This window comes from Alcaligenes sp. DN25, from assembly GCF_023674485.1.
Lineage (GTDB): Bacteria > Pseudomonadota > Gammaproteobacteria > Burkholderiales > Burkholderiaceae_B > Alcaligenes > Alcaligenes phenolicus.
This window is the reverse complement of record NZ_CP098408.1, coordinates 3,957,337-3,978,324: the sequence shown is the minus strand read 5'-3', so window position 1 is coordinate 3,978,324 and position 20,988 is coordinate 3,957,337. Positions and strand designations below refer to the sequence as shown.

Annotated in this window: 21 protein-coding genes; 17 read left to right on the top strand and 4 right to left on the bottom strand. The window is 56.6% G+C overall.

Translation table 11 applies throughout. The features are described 5' to 3' along the window. Nucleotides 1-74: 74 nt before the first annotated feature. Nucleotides 75-809, bottom strand: coding sequence for a sulfite exporter TauE/SafE family protein (locus NBV64_RS18335; RefSeq protein ID WP_250756303.1), 735 nt, complete (start codon nt 807-809; stop codon nt 75-77). Nucleotides 810-978: 169 nt separating this feature from the next. Between NBV64_RS18335 and NBV64_RS18330 the strand changes: the two genes are divergently transcribed. The 6 genes from NBV64_RS18330 (at nt 979) to NBV64_RS18305 (ending at nt 7,919) form a co-directional block, all read left to right on the top strand. After that, nucleotides 979-2,496 carry a hypothetical protein gene (locus NBV64_RS18330; protein ID WP_009461936.1) on the top strand — a complete coding sequence of 506 codons (1,518 nt, stop codon included), beginning with the start codon at nt 979-981 and terminating at the stop codon, nt 2,494-2,496. A 5-nt stretch (nt 2,497-2,501) separates the two neighbouring features. Next, a complete protein-coding gene (locus tag NBV64_RS18325; protein ID WP_250756302.1) occupies nt 2,502-3,974 on the top strand; it encodes a gamma-glutamyltransferase family protein in 1,473 nt (490 codons plus the stop codon). 123 nt (nt 3,975-4,097) lie between these two features. Further along, nucleotides 4,098-4,832: an iron-containing redox enzyme family protein gene (locus NBV64_RS18320; RefSeq protein ID WP_022983674.1), complete on the top strand. Its 735-nt coding sequence runs from the start codon at nt 4,098-4,100 to the stop codon at nt 4,830-4,832. Nucleotides 4,833-4,892: 60 nt separating this feature from the next. Further along, nucleotides 4,893-6,353, top strand: a complete 1,461-nt coding sequence (locus NBV64_RS18315; protein ID WP_060185515.1) for an aldehyde dehydrogenase family protein — start codon at nt 4,893-4,895, stop codon at nt 6,351-6,353. A gap of 31 nt (nt 6,354-6,384) precedes the next feature. Further along, nucleotides 6,385-6,864 (top strand): GlcG/HbpS family heme-binding protein, encoded by a 480-nt coding sequence (locus NBV64_RS18310; protein ID WP_022983673.1) that lies wholly within the window; start codon nt 6,385-6,387, stop codon nt 6,862-6,864. Nucleotides 6,865-6,884: 20 nt separating this feature from the next. Further along, nucleotides 6,885-7,919 carry a 2Fe-2S iron-sulfur cluster-binding protein gene (locus NBV64_RS18305; protein ID WP_009457374.1) on the top strand — a complete coding sequence of 345 codons (1,035 nt, stop codon included), beginning with the start codon at nt 6,885-6,887 and terminating at the stop codon, nt 7,917-7,919. Here the strand turns inward: NBV64_RS18305 and NBV64_RS18300 are convergent. Then, on the bottom strand, nt 7,916-8,107 hold the full coding sequence (locus NBV64_RS18300) for a hypothetical protein (RefSeq protein ID WP_009457375.1): 192 nt from the start codon (nt 8,105-8,107) through the stop codon (nt 7,916-7,918). The two genes, NBV64_RS18305 and NBV64_RS18300, sit on opposite strands and share 4 nt — an antisense overlap. 202 nt (nt 8,108-8,309) lie before the next feature. On the opposite strand from NBV64_RS18300, the gene NBV64_RS18295 reads away from it, so the two are divergent. From NBV64_RS18295 to NBV64_RS18260, 8 genes are all read left to right on the top strand, one after another. Then, nucleotides 8,310-8,618 (top strand): 2Fe-2S iron-sulfur cluster-binding protein, encoded by a 309-nt coding sequence (locus NBV64_RS18295; protein ID WP_009457376.1) that lies wholly within the window; start codon nt 8,310-8,312, stop codon nt 8,616-8,618. After that, the gene (locus NBV64_RS18290; RefSeq protein ID WP_009457377.1) at nt 8,618-8,962 is read left to right on the top strand and encodes a hypothetical protein; all 345 of its coding nucleotides are present in this window, start codon (nt 8,618-8,620) and stop codon (nt 8,960-8,962) included. Before NBV64_RS18295 ends, NBV64_RS18290 begins: the two co-directional genes overlap by 1 nt. An 11-nt stretch (nt 8,963-8,973) precedes the next feature. Next, the gene (locus NBV64_RS18285) at nt 8,974-9,252 is read left to right on the top strand and encodes a 2Fe-2S iron-sulfur cluster-binding protein (protein WP_009457378.1); all 279 of its coding nucleotides are present in this window, start codon (nt 8,974-8,976) and stop codon (nt 9,250-9,252) included. Between the two features lie 11 nt (nt 9,253-9,263). Then, nucleotides 9,264-10,208 carry an ornithine cyclodeaminase family protein gene (locus NBV64_RS18280; protein WP_250756301.1) on the top strand — a complete coding sequence of 315 codons (945 nt, stop codon included), beginning with the start codon at nt 9,264-9,266 and terminating at the stop codon, nt 10,206-10,208. A 41-nt stretch (nt 10,209-10,249) separates the two neighbouring features. Beyond that, complete coding sequence (locus tag NBV64_RS18275; RefSeq protein WP_009457380.1) at nt 10,250-10,600, top strand: hypothetical protein; 351 nt, start codon at nt 10,250-10,252, stop codon at nt 10,598-10,600. Between the two features lie 248 nt (nt 10,601-10,848). After that, a complete protein-coding gene (locus NBV64_RS18270; protein ID WP_009457381.1) occupies nt 10,849-11,871 on the top strand; it encodes a Nif3-like dinuclear metal center hexameric protein in 1,023 nt (340 codons plus the stop codon). Nucleotides 11,872-11,897: 26 nt separating this feature from the next. Beyond that, a complete protein-coding gene (locus NBV64_RS18265) occupies nt 11,898-13,004 on the top strand; it encodes a hypothetical protein (RefSeq protein ID WP_035269660.1) in 1,107 nt (368 codons plus the stop codon). A 348-nt stretch (nt 13,005-13,352) separates the two neighbouring features. Then, a complete protein-coding gene (locus NBV64_RS18260; protein WP_009457382.1) occupies nt 13,353-14,453 on the top strand; it encodes an MBL fold metallo-hydrolase in 1,101 nt (366 codons plus the stop codon). On the opposite strand, the gene NBV64_RS18255 is transcribed toward NBV64_RS18260, so the two are convergent. After that, nucleotides 14,450-15,199 (bottom strand): tyrosine-protein phosphatase, encoded by a 750-nt coding sequence (locus NBV64_RS18255; protein ID WP_250756300.1) that lies wholly within the window; start codon nt 15,197-15,199, stop codon nt 14,450-14,452. The genes NBV64_RS18260 and NBV64_RS18255 overlap by 4 nt on opposite strands. Nucleotides 15,200-15,675: 476 nt before the next feature. Between NBV64_RS18255 and NBV64_RS18250 the strand changes: the two genes are divergently transcribed. Further along, the gene (locus tag NBV64_RS18250) at nt 15,676-16,869 is read left to right on the top strand and encodes an amino acid aminotransferase (RefSeq protein ID WP_042485435.1); all 1,194 of its coding nucleotides are present in this window, start codon (nt 15,676-15,678) and stop codon (nt 16,867-16,869) included. Nucleotides 16,870-17,208: 339 nt separating this feature from the next. On the opposite strand, the gene NBV64_RS18245 is transcribed toward NBV64_RS18250, so the two are convergent. Beyond that, nucleotides 17,209-18,159, bottom strand: coding sequence for a LysR substrate-binding domain-containing protein (locus NBV64_RS18245; protein WP_239054877.1), 951 nt, complete (start codon nt 18,157-18,159; stop codon nt 17,209-17,211). Between the two features lie 156 nt (nt 18,160-18,315). Here NBV64_RS18245 and NBV64_RS18240 point away from each other — a divergent pair, with 156 nt between their 5' ends. Further along, on the top strand, nt 18,316-19,359 hold the full coding sequence (locus tag NBV64_RS18240; RefSeq protein WP_250756299.1) for an aromatic ring-hydroxylating dioxygenase subunit alpha: 1,044 nt from the start codon (nt 18,316-18,318) through the stop codon (nt 19,357-19,359). Between the two features lie 5 nt (nt 19,360-19,364). Beyond that, nucleotides 19,365-20,570 carry a 2Fe-2S iron-sulfur cluster-binding protein gene (locus NBV64_RS18235; protein WP_250756298.1) on the top strand — a complete coding sequence of 402 codons (1,206 nt, stop codon included), beginning with the start codon at nt 19,365-19,367 and terminating at the stop codon, nt 20,568-20,570. Nucleotides 20,571-20,988: the final 418 nt, after the last annotated feature.

Below are 20,988 nucleotides of genomic sequence, written 5' to 3'. Positions count from 1 at the left end.
GGGCCAGCCACGATTATACGGTGTGAGCGCATTTTTCTGAATATGGTATACAGTTTGCGGCCTAAGCATCCTCATCACACGCTGCGGGCGATCAAGACCACGGCGCTTAGCGAACAAATCCCCAATAGCAGTCTACGCATTAGCGGCATGCTGACTTTATGACGCCATCGTCCTGATAAGGCGAAGCCCAGCAGCATGAAGGGGTAGAGCACAATGCTGAGCATTGCCTGTTGCCAGGAGAACAGGCCAGCCACCACAAGCAGGATCAAGGACAGGCTTGCCCCTAAAAACAGAATAAGACCCAATGAGGCGCGTAGCTGTGCAGGAGCCAGGTTTTGCATGGCAATTGCCAGAGCGGGAGCGCCTACCGAGGTCAGGGTTCCCATGATGCCCGAGGCAATGCCCGCCAGGATCATGTTTCGTTTGGAAGGCAGGATGCGCAAGCCCCAGGCACTCAGTGCGACTGCGGCCAGAATGGCCAGGGCAAAACCCAGATTCACCGCCTCTATGGGTAGTTGTGTCATGGCCAGTATGGCAATGATCGATCCGGTGGCACGGCCACCCAGTGCACAGACAACCACATCGGGCACGATATGTTGACGCTCTCGCAAGGCCGCCAGCAAAGAGACGCTGCCACCCAAGGCCAGTAGAGGGCCTGGAACCAACTGCGGAAATATCAAGGCGGCAATCGGCGCGACCAGCATTGCAAACCCAACTCCGCCAACGCCTTGCAAAAAGGCGGCCAACACAACCAGCAAAGCCATGAGCAGCCAGGAGAGCGGGTCCACCAGATCAATCAAAGCCGCCATAGTTTCCTCTTCATTTGTATAAGGTATTCAATCTAAGTGTTTCAAGCATAAAACTCTTAGAGTTTTCCCCAGTTTTTGATAGTTTTTTCTGATTCGAAATCACAATTGAAGATAGTATACCGTTTCAGATGTGCTCGATATTCAGAAAAAAGAGAAGGAAGGGGGATACATGCAAAGCGACGTGGTGCTCAGTGCGGCGCACTGGGCTTATTTGATCAGCGTTCTGGTCATCATCATTACGATGATTTTCCGGGCCAATGTGGTGGTGCCATCGGTGATTGGCACCTTGGCGGTCGTCACCGCCATGACTGGCAGCCCTATCCAAGGCTTCATCAGTATTTTTTCAGCCAGCTTTGTGGCGGCCCAGGAACTGTTCAATATTTTCCTGGTAATCACGTTCATGACTGCCCTGCTGAACTCGTTAAAGAGGCTGGAGGCCGATGTGAAGATGGTGGCCCCCTTCCGCAAGGTCATGGTCAATAGTGCCTCGTCCTTTCTGATGATTGCGGCGGCTACCTACTTTATTTCCCTGTTCTTCTGGCCTACACCCGCTGTACCTCTGGTGTCGGCCATTTTGCTGCCGGCGGCGATTGCGGCTGGCTTGCCTCCCCTGGTCGGGGCGATGGCTATCGCCATCTGTGGGCAGGGCATGGCGCTGTCGTCCGACTACATCATTGGCGTTGCTCCTGGCATCAGCGCCAAGGCAGCCGGTGTCGGAGCCGATGTTGCCGTGCTGGCGGATCGTGCGCTGGTGCTTTCCTGGATTACCGGTGGCGTTGCGTTGACGTTGACATTTTTGCTGATGCGCCGCTATTTCAAACCGGCAGATAGCCGTTTGCTGGATGCCTGGATGCGCCAGGCGCCGGATAGCACCCTGGATGAAGTGGAATCCCAAGGGACGTATGACAAGGCCGAGATTGCTCGTGGCACGGCGGGTAATGAACACACGGTGCATCCCGGCCTGAGCCCCAAGGAAGAGCGCTATTCGCGCATTCTGGCCTGGATTACGCCACTGGCGTTTCTGGCGGTGATTGGCATCATGCTGTTGCCCCGCTTTATCCCGTCCTTGCCTGTCCTGCGGGGTGGCGACGCCGCCGGTTTGGTAGGGGGCGTGGCCTTTGTGTTGATGATGATTGCCACCTGTATGGCAGAAGGGCCGCGTCGCATGCTGGACACCTGCCCGGATCATATGACCGATGGTTTTGTATTCGCCTTTCGCGCCATGGGTTCGGTGCTGCCCATCGCCGGTTTCTTCTTCCTGGGCGCCAGTGAAGCAACGTCTGCCATTTTGGGCACCCCACTGGAACAAACACCCAGTCTGCTGTTCGAGCTGATCTCGGCGGGGCAGCATCTGATTCCGGACAATCATTTTCTGGTGGCTTTTGGTGTTCTGTTGGTAGGCATGATCTCGGGCATTGATGGCTCGGGCTTCTCGGGCCTGCCATTGACAGGAACCCTGGCCTCGGCCTTGAGCCCGGTATCCGGGCTGGAGGTTGAAACCTTGGCTGCGGTAGGACAGATCGGTGCTATCTGGACTGGCGGTGGCACTTTGATTGCCTGGTCTTCATTGATTGCCGTGGCGGGCTTTGCCCGAGTGCATGTGCTGGATCTGGTGCGAGCCCTGACGGTTCCTGTGCTGGCGGGGATGGCCCTGTCAACAATTTGCGCTGTGCTGGTGTTCGGATGAGCGATATGAGTACGACAGCCTATCGCGCCGGTGAAAAGCAGGGCTTGGGGAAACATTGGGCCGTTGCTGCCGGGCACCCCTTGGCGGTGCGGGCCGCGCAGGCCATGCTGGAACTCAAGGGTAGTGCAGTGGATGCGGCTATTGCTGCCGATGCTGTCATGGGGGTTGTCGAACCTATGGCGACAGGCATTGGTGGCGATCTGTTGGCCATGATTGCATCGCCCGACAGTATGCCAGTGGCTTATAACGGCAGCGGAGCGGCGCCCCTGCTGTTGAAGGCTGAGCATGTTCAGGCTTTGCCTGGGGGACGGATTCCGGAGCGTCATGTGTTGTCCATTACCACGCCTGGCCTGGTGCGAGGGTGGTGGGATATGCACCAGCGCTATGGCCGTCTGGACTGGGCCTGCTTGTTTCAGCCTGCCATTCAGGCAGCGCGGGAAGGTTTTGCGGTAGCGCCGGTGGCGGCGCGTGAATGGCAAATCTTTGATTTTGTACTGCACCGCGATCCCGTGTGTGCCGCCCTTTATAGGGCGGGCAAGCCGCCCAGGGCGGGGGAGCAATACCTGAACCCTGAACTGGCAGCTGTCTTGCAGGACATCGCCACGCAAGGCCCCGATGCTTTCTATCTGGGGCGTCCCGCGCAGCAAGCAGAGCAGGCAATGGAGCAGGTACAGGGGCTGTTGAGGGCTGAGGACTTTCGCCTCCATAAAGGGTTTTTTTGCGAGCCTGTCAGCGCATCGCTGGGAGAGTTCAGTCTTTATGAATGTCCCCCCAACACGCATGGGGTGGCAGTCCTGGACGCCGTGCAACGCGCCTGGAAACGCCCTGTTGACCAGGATGCGGCGGAGCTGGAACTGGTCAAGGCGACCGAAGCGGCGATGGTTCAGGCTTCACGGGTCGTGTGTGATCCGGCAGGCAATACGGTTTGCACGGTTGTGGTCGATGCAGACGGGTTGGCGGTGACGTTCATGTCCAGCATTTTTAAACGATTCGGCTCTGCGTATGCCGTGCCCGGCTGTGGATTTGTGCTGCAAAACCGGGGTTTCGGTTTCTCCGAGCCTGGGCATGTGAATGGCCCTGGGCCGGGAAAACGCCCTTATCACACGGTTGTTCCGTCTTTGGCCTTGAAGTCGGGTCAGTTCCATATGGGGTTGGGTGTGGTGGGTGGTTTGATGCAACCCCAAGGCCAGATACAGATATGGACTCGTGTTCTGCGTGATGGCTGGCCTTTGGAGAAAGCCTTGTTTGCACCGCGCTGGCGTTTGGAGGGGGCTGGGCGGCTGGCCCTGGAAGACGGCTTTGATGCAAGCCGGGCGGCCTTCCTGCGTGAATACGGGTATGTGTCACCCGATAAAGGCGTAGGCGAGCTGGCTGGTCGCAGCGATTTTGGCGGCGCTCAGGCCGTCGAGCGCTTGGTGGACGGTCGTTTGCAGGCTGTTTCTGACCCACGCAAAGATGGGTGCGTGGCGCTGGATTGATAATCGGGCAGGGTTATTCCCTACTTTCTAAAATAGTAGACGGTATACAATATACTTAAATAATCCAAACCTCATCTTTCGTCGGCTGCTGTCAGGGCGACGTCTTTCAACAAGGAAACAGTCATGGAAAAACTGCTGAATCGCGATGAATTTCGCACCGCATTGGAAACCGCCATTAAAGGGAAAAGTGCCAATACTTCCCCTTTCAGCATTGCCTGGGCCAGCGGCAAATTAAGCCGTGAGCATCTGGCTCGCTGGGCTGAAAACCATTACCACTATGTCGGCCCTTTTGCTGACTACCTGGGCTATCTGTATGCCCGCACCCCCGCCGAATACGTAGAAGCCAAAGACTTCTTGCTGGCCAATATGTATGAAGAGGAAATTGGGGGCGACCGTCACACAGACCTGTTGATCCGCTTTGGCGAAGCGTGTGGCACGACACGGGCTCGGATCGAAGATCCTGACAATATGAATGCCACCACCCGCGCCTTGCAGGCCTGGTGTTACGCCATTGCCATGCGTGAAGACCCCGTTGTTGCCGTTGCAGGGCTAGTCGTGGGTCTGGAGTCTCAGGTGCCCTCCATTTACCGCAAGCAGACACCGACCCTGCGTGAAAAATACGGCTTCACCGATGAAGAAGTGGAGTTTTTCGATCTGCATATCGTGTCCGACGAGATTCATGGCGAGCGCGGCTACCAGATCGTTCTTGAGCACGCCAATACCGTAGAGCTGCAACAGCGTTGCCTGCGCATCTGCGAAATTGGCGCCGAGATGCGTCTACTGTATACCACCTCCTTGTACAACGATTACGTCAAAGACGAAATCAGCCTGCAAGAACTTCAGCTGGAAGCAGCCTGAGCCAGACAGCCGAGCGGGCAGATGGGCTGCCCGCCGACCTAGAAACAAGGAAGTACAGCGGTGGACAATCTCAAGGACGTCGTTTTCGACAATTACATTGATGGGCAGTGGCTGCCCAGCCAGAGCGGGCGTACGCAGCCCAATCTGAATCCGGCCGATCGTGATGATGTAGTGGGGGCTTTCCCATTGTCCACGGCTGAGGACGCAAAGGCGGCTGTTGCAGCTGCTCAGGCTGCCTTTGCAGGATGGCGAGCCACGCCTATCTCCGCTCGAGCTCGTGTGCTGAATGCGGCGGCAGCCTGGCTTGATGCCAATGTGGACCGTATCGCTCAGGGCCTGACGCGAGAAGAGGGCAAAACGCTGGCGCAAAGCAAGATGGAAGTCGGGCGCTCGGCCCAGACCTTGCGTTTTTATGCGGTTGAAGGCCAGACCTATACCGGCGAGACCTTCCCCCAGGATGATGCGCAGCAACTGGTGTACACCCAGCGTGAACCATTGGGCGTGGTGTCCGTGATTGCGCCCTGGAATTTCCCTATCTCCATCCCGGCACGCAAAATTGCCCCCGCCTTGATCACCGGTAATACCGTCGTGTTCAAGCCTTCATCCGACACACCTTTGACGGGCTATTACCTGTGCGAAGCCTTTGCGCAAGCCGGGATTCCGGCGGGTGTGCTGAATCTGGTGCATGGCAGGGCCAGTGAAGTGGGGCCCACGCTGGTGCAATCTCCTCAGGTACGCGCTATTTCGTTTACTGGTTCGACCCAGGCGGGTGAAGACATTTGTCGTCAGGCACGCATGAGCACCCGGACTCAAATGGAGCTGGGTGGCAAAAATCCCTTGATTGTCATGGAAGACGCCGATCTGGATCTGGCCGTCAAACTGGTGGTTCAAGGCGGATTCTCCTTGAGCGGCCAGGCCTGCACAGGAACCAGCCGCGTGCTGGTGCATCGTCAGGTCAAAGAAGAATTCACGCGGCGCCTGGTAGAGAAAGTCAGCGCTTTGACCGTGGGTAATGGTTTGAATGGCAACCCCGATCTGGGCCCGATTGCCACCGAAAGCCAACTGGAAAGCATTCTGGAATATGTGGCCATCGGCAAGCAGGAAGCCACCCATTTACTGGGCGGCGAACGTTTGACCGAAGGTGACTACGCACGGGGCCTGTTCATGCGTCCGGCTTTGTTCACAGACGTGACCCAGCAGATGCGTATTGCCCGCGAAGAGATTTTTGGCCCGGTGATTGCCTTGCTGGAAATCGATTCCTACGAGCAGGCGCTGGCCATGGCCAATGACACCGAATACGGCTTGTCGGCCGCCATTGTGACGCGCAGTGCCGACTATGCGCATCGCTTTGCCAACGACATTGAAGCCGGGACAGTCAAGATCAATCGCACCACAACCGGCAACTTGATCAATGCTCCCTTTGGTGGACTGAAACAGTCCAGCACCTCCACCTTCCGCGAGTCGGGCCGGGCGGGCCTGGAGTTCTATACCCAGATCAAGACCGTGTATCGCGGTATCTGAATTTTATTAACCCGAAATACTGAGAAGACATATGAAAAAGATCCTACGTCTCGAACAGCGCGAAGCGCGCTTGATGGTGGACGCGGCGATTGCCAAATCCAAGGAGATTGGCGTGCTGGAGACCGTTTGCGTGGTTGACGAAGGGGGCTACCCCATCGTGATGGAGCGCATGGATGGGGCACGTATTACCGGCGCCCAGATTGCCTGGAACAAGGCGTTTACCGCTGCAGGCCACAAGCGCTCCACCCATTTGTTCACCACGCCGCCTAATGGCCCCGCCTTGCCGGGTAACGAAGCCTTCGGGATTCAGTTGAGCTTTGAAGGTCGCTTTGCTGCTTTTGTAGGCGGCTACCCCATCGTGGTCAACGGCGAAGTCATTGGTGGCATAGGCCTGAGCGGTGGTAACGGCGAGCAGGATACGGCAGCCGGTGTTGCTGGCTTGCAGGCCTTGGCCGAGGCCTTGAAGGCAGAGGGTCTGGACGTGCTGGTTCAGGCGGACATCAAGAAATAGTGGCATCAGGAGGACGGGTCATGGCCCATCGTGTCGATATCAAGGAAACCGGCGAGCAGTTTTGGGTAGAACCGCAAGAGACCATCTTGCAGGCCGCCCAGCGCCAAGGCGTGCGCATTTATAGCGACTGCGAGTTTGGTGGCTGCGGGACCTGCCGCATTCAGGTCACCCGTGGGAAGGTTTGTTATGAGGATGACTGCCTGCCCATGAGCATTGCTGATGAGGAACACGAGCAGGGCCATGCCGCCGCCTGCCAGGCACGGCTCGATGCCGATATTGAGATCAGTCTGGCCGCACATCGAGATGACTTGCCTGAAACCCGGCAAGTCCGGGCGCAGGTTCACAGCGTGGAAAGGGCATGTCAGGGGATCTGGCGTCTGATTTTACAGTTGCCGCAGGACGTGCAAGTGTCGTTCCGTCCAGGTCAGTATCTGAACATCTTGTTCGAGGACGGGCATGCACGCAGTTTTTCCATGGCCAATGCCGATGCCGCACAGGGGCGCATTGAATTGCATGTGCGGGAAGTGGAGGGTGGGCGTTTCACCCAGGTATGTTTGCCGACCCTGAAAGCCGGCGACGAGCTGCTGCTGGAACTGCCCTTGGGCGTGTTCTATTGGCGTGAGCGCGACTGGCGACCCATGGTCATGGTGGCAACCGGAACTGGCATTGCCCCCATCAAGGCGATTCTGGAGTCCTTGCTGGACAAGGATGATTGCCCGCCTGTCAGCCTGTATTGGGGAATGAATCGGCCCGAAGACCTGTATCTGGCCCAGGAGATTGAATCTTGGGCTGAGCGCTTGTGCGAGTTCCGTTTTGTCCCTGTGCTCTCCCATGCTGACGAGAGTTGGCAAGGCGCGCGCGGCTATGTGCAGCAACAGGTGTGCCGGGATGAACCTGACCTGTCAGAGCATGCCATTTACTTGTGTGGCTCGCCCGTGATGATTGAGCAGGCCCGTGGTTTGTTCAAGGAGCATGGCGCCAATGAGCAGTTCATGTATGCCGACGCCTTCAACTTTCAGTCTGATCCCAGCTCGGCAGAGCCTTCTCTTGTCTAGGCTCGGTGTGGGAGTTGGTCCTGACCGGCTTCGGGGTCGCGCTTCTTGCGGCCGCCAAACAGTTCAGTCAGCGAAGGCAGATTGATGAGCGGGATACGACGGCGCAGATGCTTGCGCTGGGCCAAGTGTGGCAGCAACTGCTCGCCGACGGGACGCTGCAGATAGCGAAGTTCGACGGGGGTTTTCATGATGATCTCGTTAATGGGTTTGAATTGAATTAAGTATACCGCAATAGGGGTTTCTACTCAAATTGACGGATATTTGTGTCTAAAAACAAGAAAAACTGTTGCTTGAAGGTTGCGGTTTTTATCTTGGTATACCGTTCTTGGTTTTTTCAGGCGGTCAGGGCTCGCAATCCGGTCGCATTATCGGCAGCCAGCAGGAGGTTTCATGCCAACCATTACTTTTCATAAAAACGGCCAGACGCATGTGGGTGAGGTGCAGGAGAACACCAATCTGGTGGTCCGGGCGGGTATCAAGCAATTTCCCTTTCCGCATTTGACCTACGGTTGTGGCATGGGCAAGTGCGCTAAGTGTGCCTGCCGTGTTCTGGAGGGGGGCGAGCATTTGCCAGCGGCCAACTGGAAAGAGAAAAAACAATTGGGCGAGCGACTGGATCAGGGCTGGCGGCTGGCCTGTCAGCTATGGATTAATCAGGACATCGTTCTGGAGCAAGCTGAAACACAGGAGGTGCAGTGATGTATGTGGTGCTGACCAGCAAGCCAGGGGAATACCGCACGGAACCGGGCGTGGGCGTGGAGATGGTGGCGGCCTATGAATACCATTTTCAGGGTCGTTTCAAGGCGGTGTTTGTCATTGCGCGTATTCAGGAAGGTTCGCGCGTTCGCATTGTGGAAGAGACGCCAAATGGCACGGTCAATGACATCCCTACCCGGCAAATGGAAAAGTTTGCAACAGTCGAACAGGCTTATGAAGAACTGGCCGGATTGACGCACTTTGGCAGCATACAAGCCGAATTGCGTCAGTGTGAGCTTGACGGACACCAGGCAGGGGCACAGACCCCGGCACAGCAGCAATCCTGAGGTAGCAGAATATGGTTCAGATTACATTTGCGTCGAATAATGATTTGGTGGTGTCTGCCGCCGAGAACAGTAACTTGCTGCGGGTTTCCATCCGTGAGCGCGGTGGCATCCCGTTCAAGTGCGGGGGCGGGATCTGCGGCACCTGCAAATGCCGAATTACGGAAGGGCTGAGCAATACGGATGAGGTCAAGGCCAAGGAACACAAGCATTTGTCCGAGCAGGATCTGGCAGAGGGTTTTCGTATGGCGTGCCAGACCTTTGTTCGTGGTGATGTTACGGTGAGCTGGTAAAAGGAGCGGCCATGCTGCATTTGACCGATCAGCAACTACACGAGCTGCTTGATGCGCCTGCCGTACAGGAGGTGCTGGAGCAGGCTTTCATCGAGTTTGGGCAGGGCCAGGCGGCCCAGCAGCGTCGTGTACGCACGCAGGTGGGCGATACCCGTTTGTCGACCTTGGGCGCGGTCATCCCAGGCCAGCAAGTGGCGGGTGCCAAGATTTATACGACCGTGCATGGCGCATTCAATTTTGTCATTGTGCTGTTTGATGCACTGAGCGGACAGGCTTTGGCCACCTTGGATGCTGGCGCCATCACGCAGTGGCGTACTGCAGCCTGCTCGGTACTGGCAGCACAGCGTGGCGCCAATCCCCATTCGCAAACCTTGGGAGTGCTGGGTCTGGGTGCCCAGGGGATGGCGCATGCCCTGCAGTTTTGCCAGACCTTTGATTTGCAACGTGTGCTGGTGTGGAGCCCGAATGTCGATGAGAAGCGCTGCCACCAGCTGGAGCTGGAGTGTGGTGTGCCTGTGCGAGCCGCCCGAGCGGAAGAGATCGCCGCACAGGCGGATATTCTGGTCACGGCCAGCCGCAGTCGCGCCCCCCTGTTTGATGGACGCAGCCTGAAGCCAGGCTGCTTTGTCGCCGCCGTTGGCTCCAGTTTGCCAACAGCGCGGGAATTGGATGATGCCTGCCTGCAGCGGGCAGGCAAGATTGTGGTGGAGTGGGGTGAGCAGACTCTTGCGGAGGCGGGGGACCTGATTCTGGCCGCGTCCGATTGCGGCGTTTCGGACAAGTTGTGCGAGTTAAGCGATTGGTTGCAATTAGACCGGGGACAAGGCTACGACGCACAGGGAATTTGCGTGTATAAATCAGTGGGTGTGGCGATTGAAGATATTGCCGTCGCTGGGTTGGCGTATCGCCGCCATCAGCTTGGCAAGACAGCGCAGGAGGCGCTTGCTGCACACTGAAAACGACAATAATTCAAGCATGTTGGGGGTAGGCAATGGGGATGGCAGGCTTTTCTTCTTTAGGCGAATTCAAGCAGGCACTGACCCGGGACTACAACCGCATCAACAGCAGTATTTTTGCATCAGGTGTCGTGACGCTGAAGATTGATGTGCTGGAGGATCGGATCAGCATGTTGGCGGTTCATAAACGCCAGCCTGCCTTGCAGACGTTGAGCCGTGAAAATACACATATTGCTGATCTGGCGGATCTGTATCTGATCAAGGCCTTCAAAAAGGAGATGAAGCAGGTTTTGGTGGATGAGTATGGCCTGGATGTGGTGGCCATATTCAAGGACTACGACGCCGCGGCGCAATTGTCTTCCACCATGGTGTTGTTGCAAAAAGGAGTGTGAATGCAGTGGCATTGGTGAGAACCGTTGCCCTGAATTCCGAACCGATAAAAAGAAGCTGACTGGTAGACAGTCTTGTTGTCCTTCCGTCCGAAGTGGATTGCCGGATGTGCAATTTGCTTTGGAGCCAAGCTCAGGCCCTGACAGGTCCGCTTGGGGAAGTTGCCGACAGGAAGTGCTCGCATACCGCCGGCCTCGGACTCTGGGATTTCCCAGGGCCCGAGGCCGGCTTTTTATTTGGAGACAAAATCATGGCCTATGTAGCCGATTTGCTGGATGCATTGAACGTAATTACGGGGGGACGCATGGTGTCCTGTATGGATGAGGTCAAATGCGGCCACCATCCCTTCGTGATCTGGAAGTCCTCTGGAATTTACGGCAAGGAAGTACTGGAAATTCCAGGGCTGATTCATGGGGACCCTAACAAGGAAGTGCGCAAGGTGGCGGTGTGCATGACCATGTCCGAATTGAGCATTGAGCTGGCGGGCGCAACCGGGGTGGACGCCATTGTTGCGCATCATCCGATTGCCGATGCCGCCAGTTGCGGGGGCGTGACCCTGAAGGATTACCTGGACCTGTATGGGGTGGCTGCCCTGGAATGTCATGAGGCGTTTCATGGTCTGCATCCGGGCATCGCGTATCTGCATGGCCACAAAGTAGCGAAAAGCGATATTGCCTATGGAGGCATTCATGGCAATGTGATGTTCGTGGGCGAACCATTGGATGGGGTGAGCACTTTGGGCGACATGCTGGATCGGCTTGACGGCTTCATGGGGCTGGATCTGGAGGATCAGGTCTTGCAGGCCGAACGCCGCATCAAGGGCAATGAACACATTCTGGAGACCAGCACCTTGACGCGTGGTGCGATTCGGCTAGGGGAGCGCAACAGTCGCGTCGGTCGTATTTTGCACATTTTTCCGCATACGGGATTCAGCCCCGACCATCTGCGTCAGGCGGTGGCCGAGAACCCGGGCGTTGACACGGTGCTGGCCTCTATCAGCCGGGTCTACGACGGTCATGCGCTTATCGAATGTGCTCGTGAATTGGGTCTGAATTTCCTGGTGGGCAATAGCCACGTGCTGGAGATCCTGGAGAATGGCCTGCCCTTGGCCTATGCCTTGAGTGCCTTGCTCGATGGCGTCGAGGTGGTCATGTTCCGTGATCGGGTGACGTCCACGCCTGTGCACCAGGTGGGCGGGGCCCGCCTGCGTGAATACGCCCAGCATTTTTCGACGGCTCATTTGATGGGCAAGAACGTGTTGAGCTTCCAGTAGGTCCAGCTTCCTGAACGGAGAGAGACATGGATAACAAAACAATAGAAATAGACAAAGTAGTGCATGTAGCGCCTGCGGGCCGTCGGCCCATGGAGCGTATCGAGGCGGTGGGCCTGGGCTTGCTGCTGCTCGCCATGCTGACGCTGTTTTTCTTTCCCGCTACCTTGTCGGGCGCGTTTGATACGGTGCTCAACAAGGTCAAGCCCGTGGTGGTGGATGTATTTTTGACCGGGCAGGTTGGGGTGGCTGTCATTATCAGCGTCATCATTGGACGCTTGCTGGAGCGTTTGGGTTTTACCGATGCCATGATGCGAGTGTTCATGCCGGCGATGCGGGCCATTGGAATCAATCCGGCCGTCATTATTCCCAGCGTGTACAACATTTTTGGCGATATCAACGCCGCTGGTCGTATTTCGGGGCCTTTGTTGCGGCAGGCTGGTGCAACCAAGGACGAGCAAAAGATTGCGGTAGCCACGATGGTGCAGTCTCAGCAGTCGTTCTCGACATTCATGCTGGGCATGATGGCTTTGACCTTTGCCGGAGTGAATGTTTTTGCCGTGGTGCTGATTGCGATCTTCGGCCCCTTGTTGCTGTCTCCCTTATTGCTGTCGCGGCTGGTTTACCGCAATGTTCGCTCGGTGGATCTGTTGGCAGCCCCCCGTTTCACACCGAATATCGATTTTGCGCCCATGCTGTTCAAGGCCGCCCGCGAAGGAGTGGAACTGTTGCTGCTGATCCTGATCCCGGCTGTGGCCCTGGTGTTCTGTGTCATTGGTTTGCTTGAACATATCGGCATTTGGGCACCTATCAGCGATGTGCTTGAGCGCGGTCTGCTTGCGCTGAATATTCATCCTGAAACCGGCGTGCTGGCGATGCTGGTCAGCCCCACTTTGGCAATGGGCAAGTTGCAGGCGATGGCTGCAACACTGGATCCATCTCTGGTGGTGGGTTCCTTCGTACTGGCTTCTTCGGGATTGCCGCTGTCGGCCGTCTTTGGACAGATTCCGGTGGTCTGGGCTGAATGCTCGGATCTGAATGAAAAAGAAGTCATGCTGGCCGCCGTTCTGGGCATTGTGATGCGCTTGTTGACGGCAGTGGTACTGGCTGTGTTTCTCACGCCTTTGATTGTCTGAGTTCCTGTTTGTAGTTCCCCCCACTTTAGGAGCGCTGATGTTGGCGCTCTTTTTTTATTTTGTCTGTTTTCTCCAGGCGTGGTGGCTGCCATCGAACTGCCATAAAACTGTAACAGGGCTGAAAGAACACTTGTTTAACCTGAGCCTGTCGTAGTCTTTTTAAGGCAGGGCACCTCGGTGACTCTGGTTCTTTAAGTTGATGCCTTTTTCTGTCCGGCAGCGTGCGCTGCGGCCCATTGCGCTTATTGATGCTTTGCTTTTGTGTCCGGTGTTGCGCCGTGCTGCAAAGCAGGATGCCGGGTGTGGCTTGGCGATGTATTGGCCTGAATGCCTTGTAGGGGACGGAGCATGAACCAGACCCTGGTGACGGTGTTAAGCGGCTATGGAGGCAAAGCGCCAGCCGCCATTTTAGTGCAGGCATGTGGCTTGCGATTGCTGCTGGATGCCGGCGGGCCTTTGTATCCTGGGCAGGTGTGCGACTGGTATCAAGGGCTGGAGGTAGACGCCATTCTGGTGACGCACGATCATCAGGATCATATTGGCTCCTTGTCCAAGCTGCCTGAACACATACCTATATATGCCACGGCCTCTACGGCGCGCAGCCTGCCTGCTGGGCGGATCTGGCGTGAGCTGCCAACCCGTGGCACGACCTATATCGGCGATATTGCCGTGCGTACCGGCTTGTCTGGACATGCTTTGGGTGGTGTCTGGTTGCATCTGGATGTGGGCGGCGGCCTGTTTTATAGCGGGGACTTTTCCTGCGAATCCCTGTTGTTCCCCTTCGATTTGCCACCACCTGCGTATCTGGCTTTGCTGGATGCATCTTACGGTTTGTACGATCAGTCTCATCACGTGGCCTGGAGCATTCTGGAGTCTTTGCTGGAGTCGCATCCTGCCTTGTTGCCCGTGCCGCCGTCAGGTCGGGCGATAGAGATTGCCTTGTGGCGCCAGCAGCAAGGTTTTGAGGACTGGAGCATGGACGCGTCCTGCTACGAAAACCTGACCCGCATGATCAGCCAAAGCAGTGACTTGTTGTTGCCGGGTGTGCAGCAATCCTTGCGTGAGTTGATGCCGCGTGCGGCTACGTTTGATCCGCAAGCGCACCTGCTGCTGGCCGGTGAGCCGGACGGCTGTCAGGGCAAGGCAGGGGAGTTGATTCGCGAGCACCAGGCGCGGGTTGCGGACCCCAATGCCCAGTCTGGCGAGCGCTTGTTGATTCACACCGGCTATGTGGCTCCCCATGCACCACGTGGCACGCATACCTTGTGCTGGAATGTGCATCCGCGTTTGACGGATTTACGCTGGCTGGTGGACATGGTGCAGCCACGCTATTGCATGCCTTTGTTCACGCAAATGCATGATTTGCCGACCTGGCGCAATGTGATGGGACCGGCCCTGAGCCTGGAAGGTCACTGGGAACTACCAGCGACCTCCGTAGGCGTGGTTTAAGCGGTGTAGCGTTCCAGCAAGGCTTCGCGTCGAGCGGGGCTGAGCTTCAAGGCGTTCTGGAGGAAGTTCTCCAGATTGCCATGCGTTTCATCAATCGTCTTGAAGGCGGTTTCCAGAAACTCGGGCTGGACGCCCCAGAGAATATCCAGCACTTCCTCGCTGATGCCACGGTTATCGGGCAGATTGGGGCGGCGGAAGAACTGATTGGTCAGCAGATAGTCGTGCATCACATCATCAGGGTGTACGCCAGTGGCGCGGTGCAGTAGGGCGACGGCAAAGCCGGTGCGATCTTTCCCCGCCGTGCAGTGCATGACGACAGGGGTATCGGTTTCCAGCAACTGGTCAAAGACCCGTCCAAACGTAGCGGCATGACCAGTCACGAATTCCGTGTAGGTCTTGTTCATGGTGCCGTAGGCAGCTTTGACGCCCACTTCGCCTTTGGCAAGCATGTCCAGAAAATCAGGCAATACGGTGGGTTCGACGGTCAGCGCATGACTGGTCAGAAAACTGTACTGGTAGGGAGAGCGTTTGCGCTCATGTGCACCCCGGAAATCCAGTGAGCAGGCAATACCCAGCTCTTGCAGGGTGTCCAGGTCCTGGCTGCTTAAATCCGCCAAATGGTCCGAACGGTAGACGCGACCTTTACGAAAGGAGCCGGAGTCTGTGGCATAGCCGCCAATATCACGGAAGTTGCTGGCCCCTTCTAAAGGGCAGGATAGGGAACTGGGCAGCGGCGATACGGACACGGCGGACTCCTGTTGAAACGGTGAAAGTCCCATGTTAACGGTCTTGGACGGGATCTGCATATGACAATGCGGTGACAGCTGGGGAGTGCGGGAGGACCGAAAGCACAATGAATGCAAGTGCACGGTTCTGTATCCTCAGAAAGCCATGTATATTCTTTGCTGGCAAGGCCCAGGCAGACAGGCTGGTACACCGCGTTCACGTTCTTGAGGCTTCGGTTTGCTGAAAATGTGAACAGACTTCAAGGTGACGCTGGCGTTTGACAGCCTGCACCGACTAGACAAGAACAGGTGCCGTGCCGAGCCAAGGGGGGGACAAGTCTGATGACGCATTCACGCATCGCTCGCGTGCTCATGTGCTGCAAAAAGAGCCCCATGATATTGGCTAAAGTAGGCCCAAGGTATAAGGTCAATGGTTATTTGAATAGACCGGCGATCAGCCCGGGCGGCCCACAACCGTAATTTTTCAAGGAACAAGCATGTTTGAGCATTTGCAGGCCTATGGTGGCGATCCGATTTTCCGTTTGAACGAGGCATTTCACGCCGATCCGCGCGATCGCAAGGTCAACCTGACCATTGGTTTGTATTACGACGACCAAGGCCGTCTGCCTTTGCTGGATGTGGCTCGCCGGGCTGAAGAACAATGGGCGGCCAAGGGCCAGCCCCGTGGCTATCTGCCTATTGAAGGTTTAGCTTCCTACCGCAGCGCCGTGCAAAAACTGGTTTTTGGCGCCGACAGCAAAGTGCTGCAAGAAGGTCGTGTTGCGACCATTCAGACATTGGGCGGTTCGGGGGCCTTGAAAGTGGGTGGCGACTTCCTGCACGAAGCCTACCCCAATAGTGAAATGTGGATCAGCGATCCAGCCTGGGATAATCACCACTCCATCTTCCGTGGATCGGGCATTCCTACCCACACCTACCGTTATTACGATCCAGCCACGCGCGGTCTGGATTTCACCGGCCTGATGGAAGACATTTCCGTCCTGCCCGAGCACAGCATTGTCTTGCTGCACCCCTGCTGTCATAACCCCACCGGGGCTGATCTGAGCGACGAGCAGTGGCTGCAACTGATCCCTGTGCTGCAACAGCGCAAGCTGATCCCTTTCCTGGACATGGCTTACCAGGGTTTTGGCCGTAGCCTGGACGAAGACGCTTTCGCCGTGCGCGCCATGGTCGATGCTGGCCTGACGTTCTTGCTGGCCAACTCCTTCTCCAAAAACTTCTCCTACTACTCCGAGCGCTGCGGTGGCTTGTCGGTGGTGTGCCAGAGCGCGGATGAAGCCGATCGTGTTCTGGGTCAGCTCAAGGCCGTGGTGCGTCGCATCTACTCCAACCCGCCATCGCACGGTGGTCAGGCCATTGCCACCATCTTGTCCGATGAGTCCTTGCTGGCCGAGTGGACGGCAGATGTGGAAACCATGCGTCAGCGTATCGCTGCCATGCGTCAGCGTGTGCACGATCGTCTGAAAGAGCTGGCTCCCCAATACGACAGCAGCTACTTCGTCAAACAGCAAGGCATGTTCTGCTACACCGGCCTGACCAAAGAGCAGATCCAGAAACTGCGTGACGATTTTGGCGTGTACGTGCTGGAGTCGGGCCGCATCAGCGTGCCAGGTCTGAACCAGTCCAACGTGGATTACTTCGCGGAGTCGCTGGCTGCTGTGGTGGCCTAAGACACTGACGTCTTTCCAGCAGGATTAAAGAGCGTGTTTATGGCCCCTTCTGGGGCGGTAAACACGCTTTTTTGTTGATGCTGGAAATGCATCCGCAACTGCGTGGATTGCGTGGTAGAAAGCGCTTATGCGTACTTGTCTGATCCAGGCGCTCGACTTGTTTTGCTCACCTGGCTGGGTGCTTGAGCCTGAACTGAAAAGTGGAACGGTGTAGAGCTAAGCCATCGAACAGCCCTGCGCTTATATAGCTGAAGCACTCAATGGTTTAGTGCTTAGCCACGGCCAGGCGAGCAAGGTCTATCGGCAATCCAGCCGTGTTTCGTCGTGCTGCGACATTGCTCAGGCTAATGCTTGCAGCAGCAGTTCCTGATTGATCTGCTCCTGCTGCCGCGCCCGGTTCAACAAATAGCGATGGAAATCCTGGCTATGAGGTGACTCAAATGCACCCGCCCGTCGGGTCAGCACATAGGGCCAGGGCAGAGGCAAGGAATGGGAGAAGGGCAGGATTAGCTGCCCGCTGCGTACTTCCTTTTCTATCATCGAGCATTGCGCCAATACAAAACCCTGACCGGCCACCGCAGACTCCAGCGCCATGTGCGACAGAGAAAAAACCCGGAAGCGGTCCAGTGGCGTATCGCCTATATCTATCTCCAAGGACTCAAACCAGTCGCGCCAGGAGGGGGGCGAGGTAAAGCGTGGCTGCCAGTCCGAGGACAGCAAGGGATAGCTCAATAAGTCACGGGGATGCCGCAAAGCGGCTTGCCCTTGGAGCAGGGTCGGGCTGCAGGCGGGAACGACACGGTCTGTATACAGCTCGGTAAAGCTGCGGGGGCGGGCGGCGGCCTGACCGTAGGTAATCCGAAAGTCGATTTGCTCGGCTTCCAGATCGGGCTCGGCATGGCTGCCTTTCAGATGCAGTGTCAGCTCCGGGTCGTACTGTTCCTGCCATTGAAATGCCAGCGGTGCCATCCAGGTTTTAAGCATGGACGGCAAAGCGCTGATCGAAAGCAGGCTGGTGTTGCGCGACCGCTCCATTTCTTGCTGGCCGTCGCGTAATAGCTCAAATGCCTGTGTACAGATTTCATGAAAGCGCACCCCCGCCGCTGTCAGTCGCAAGCGTTTGCCTTCTTTGTAAGTCAGGCTGCAGCCCAGCGAGTCTTCCAGCAAACGTAATTGCTGGCTGATGGCACCGGGAGTAATTTTCAGACGACGGGCGGCTTCTTGCAGGCTTTGGCTATGGCCCAGCGTCTCAAAGACTTGCAATGCACGTAAGGGAGGCAAGGTATCCATGATGATCAGACCCCGTCCAGAAAAGTAATTTAACTTTAGAAATTCTAAACGATATGGATAGTAGGCTGAATTTGATTGCGACTATCATGACAAACAAGAGAACATGAATGGGCTCGTTCAGCCATCATGCACCGCATTTAGAGTTGGGGGTAAATCATGTTTGTACGCAATGCCTGGTATGTAGGCGCATTGGCTACACAGCTCGGTCGCAGCTTGCAGCCTGTGCGTATGCTTAGCGAAAACCTGGTGCTGTATCGCCGCGAAGACGGCCAGCCCGTGGCCTTGGAAGATTCCTGTCCACACCGTCGCCTGCCTTTGTCCAAAGGCCGCTTGATTGGCGACCAGGTGGAATGTGGCTACCACGGCCTGACGTTTGATTGCAGCGGCTCCTGTACCAAGGCACCCGGTGTGGCGCAAATCCCTAGAAGCGCGGTGGTGCGCAGCTACCCCTGTACGGAGCGTTTTGGCCTGGTCTGGGTCTGGATGGGTGATCCTGAGTTGGCTGATCCGTCCAAACTGATCGACATCCCCGAGTGGGAGAATCCCGAATGGGGTGTGAACCGTGGCGACGCCATGGAACTGGACTGCAATTACCTGTACGTCACGGACAATTTGCTGGACCCTTCGCACGTGTCCTGGGTACACCAAAGCTCGTTTGGTAGCCCCGACATCATCGGCCTGCCCTTGACGGTGAAGGTTGAGGACAATGGCGTGACGGTCTCGCGCTGGTCCAAAAATGTGGAAGTTGCGCCGTTTTACAAGCAGTTTGTGAAATTTGAAGGCAATTGCGACCGCAAGCAGCAATACGAAGTGCGTTTCCCGTCGCTGGCCGTGATCAAGGCCATCTTCCTGCCCGCCGGTGCGGCTACCGAGGAGCCCAGCGAGTACCACCAGGACGTTTTCCTGATGGACTCCTATAACTTCCTGACGCCTATCGACGAAGAACACACCCGCTACTTCTGGTTCCAGCTGCGCAATTTCAGCCCGGATGACGAGGCCATCTCCAAGATTTTCAACGAAGACGTGCGCCACGCTTTCCTGGAAGACAAAGTGGTTCTGGAAGAAGTGCATAAAGCCCTGAAAGAGCGTCCTGCCGCTTTGGACTTGCCCTTGGATTCTGGTCCCTTGCGCTTCCGTCGCAAGATCAGCCAGATAATCCAGGCTGAACAAGCTGTCGCCAGCGAGACAACAACGGCTTGAGTGCGATGAATACGACTGCATCACCTGTGCCCACCGAAGCCGCAGCCAACCGACGTTTTCGGGACTATCGGGTACTGGAAAAGCTGCGCGAAAGCGACGTGATTACTTCGTTTGTGCTGGAGCCAGTGGACGGTGTTGTGCCACCTTATCAGCCAGGCCAGTATCTGGTGTTCCGTCTGGAGATTGACGGGCAAACTGTGCTGCGTAATTACAGCGTGTCGGGGGACCCAGACTGCACGGATCGTTTGCGTATCTCCGTCAAACACGAGAAGGCTCCGGCAGGCTTGAACGTGGCCGATGGTGTGGCTTCCACCTGGCTGCATCAACACGTGCAGCCAGGTGATGTGTTGAATGCGGCCGGCCCTATGGGCGAGTTCGTGCTGGACGAGAGCAGCCAGCGGCCTGTGGTGTTGCTAAGCGGTGGCGTGGGCCAGACCCCTTTGCTGGCCATGCTGCATCGTCTACTTAAACGCAGCCAGCGTAAGGTGTATGTGATTCATGCATGCGATAACAGCGCGGTGCATGCCTTTGCCGATGAGATGCGTGAGCTGGTGGCACAACGCGAAGGCGTGCAGCTTTACTTCTGCTATCGCAACCCGACTGAACATGATGAGCAAGCCGGTTTGCACCATGTGACGGGACTGATTACACGTGAGCAGTTGCAGCGTTGGCTGCCACTGGATGATTACGAATTTTACCTGTGTGGGCCCAGTGCCTTCATGCAGAGCAATTATGGTGTGCTGCGTAGTCTGGGTGTGGCACGTGAGCGCATTCACTACGAGTTTTTTGGCCCGGCGACGGTGCTGGAAAACACCTTGGCGGATGATGTTGCAGCCAGTGCGGTTCAGGATCAGGTCCAGCCTGCCCCCTCCAGTCGTGTCGATGCGAATGTGTTGGAGCTGGATTCGCCTGTAGAAGCAGTAAGGGGAGCCGCGACAGCAGCGGAAGATGCGGCGCAGACGGTGACATTCCTGCCCGATGGCCGCCAGGCCCAATGGCATGAGGACTGCCCCTCCTTGCTGGATCTGGCGGAAGAAACGGGCTTGAGTCCGGACTTCAATTGCCGGGCGGGTCTGTGCAATACCTGCATGTGCACTCTGGTATCGGGCGAGGTCGACTATTTTGAAGAGCCGCTGGACCCTGTGCCAGAGGGCAAAGTCTTGTTGTGCTGTTCCCGTCCCCGTGGTCCGGTGGCCGTGGAATTACCTTAAGAGTTTTTCAATTGCTTGTTGAGGTTTGCCCCGTCCTTTTGGGACGGGGTTTTTTTTCAAAAAAATCATATGCTTCCTTGTTGGAAGTCAGGCGAATTGTCGATGTCTGGAGCAGGGGGTGTGGACATGAGGACTGTTGAAGTGGTGGTCCTACATAGGCTGGCTACCTTGCTATAGCTGGGCTTGCTCGCTTATCCAATCACTAAAGGCACGGACCTCTGCTTTTTGTGTCGCATCGGGCAAGGTCACCAGGGAGTAGGCAAAGCGGGCTGGCCGTTCCTGCGCTGGATTACGGCGCAGGACAATGTATAGGCGCGCAGGCTATACGATGGTTTGACTCAGGCAACAGCGTGGGTGACGTATGACTTGAGTTTGGGGATGGCTGGCGACACACAGAATTGAGTACGTCTGATTGCAT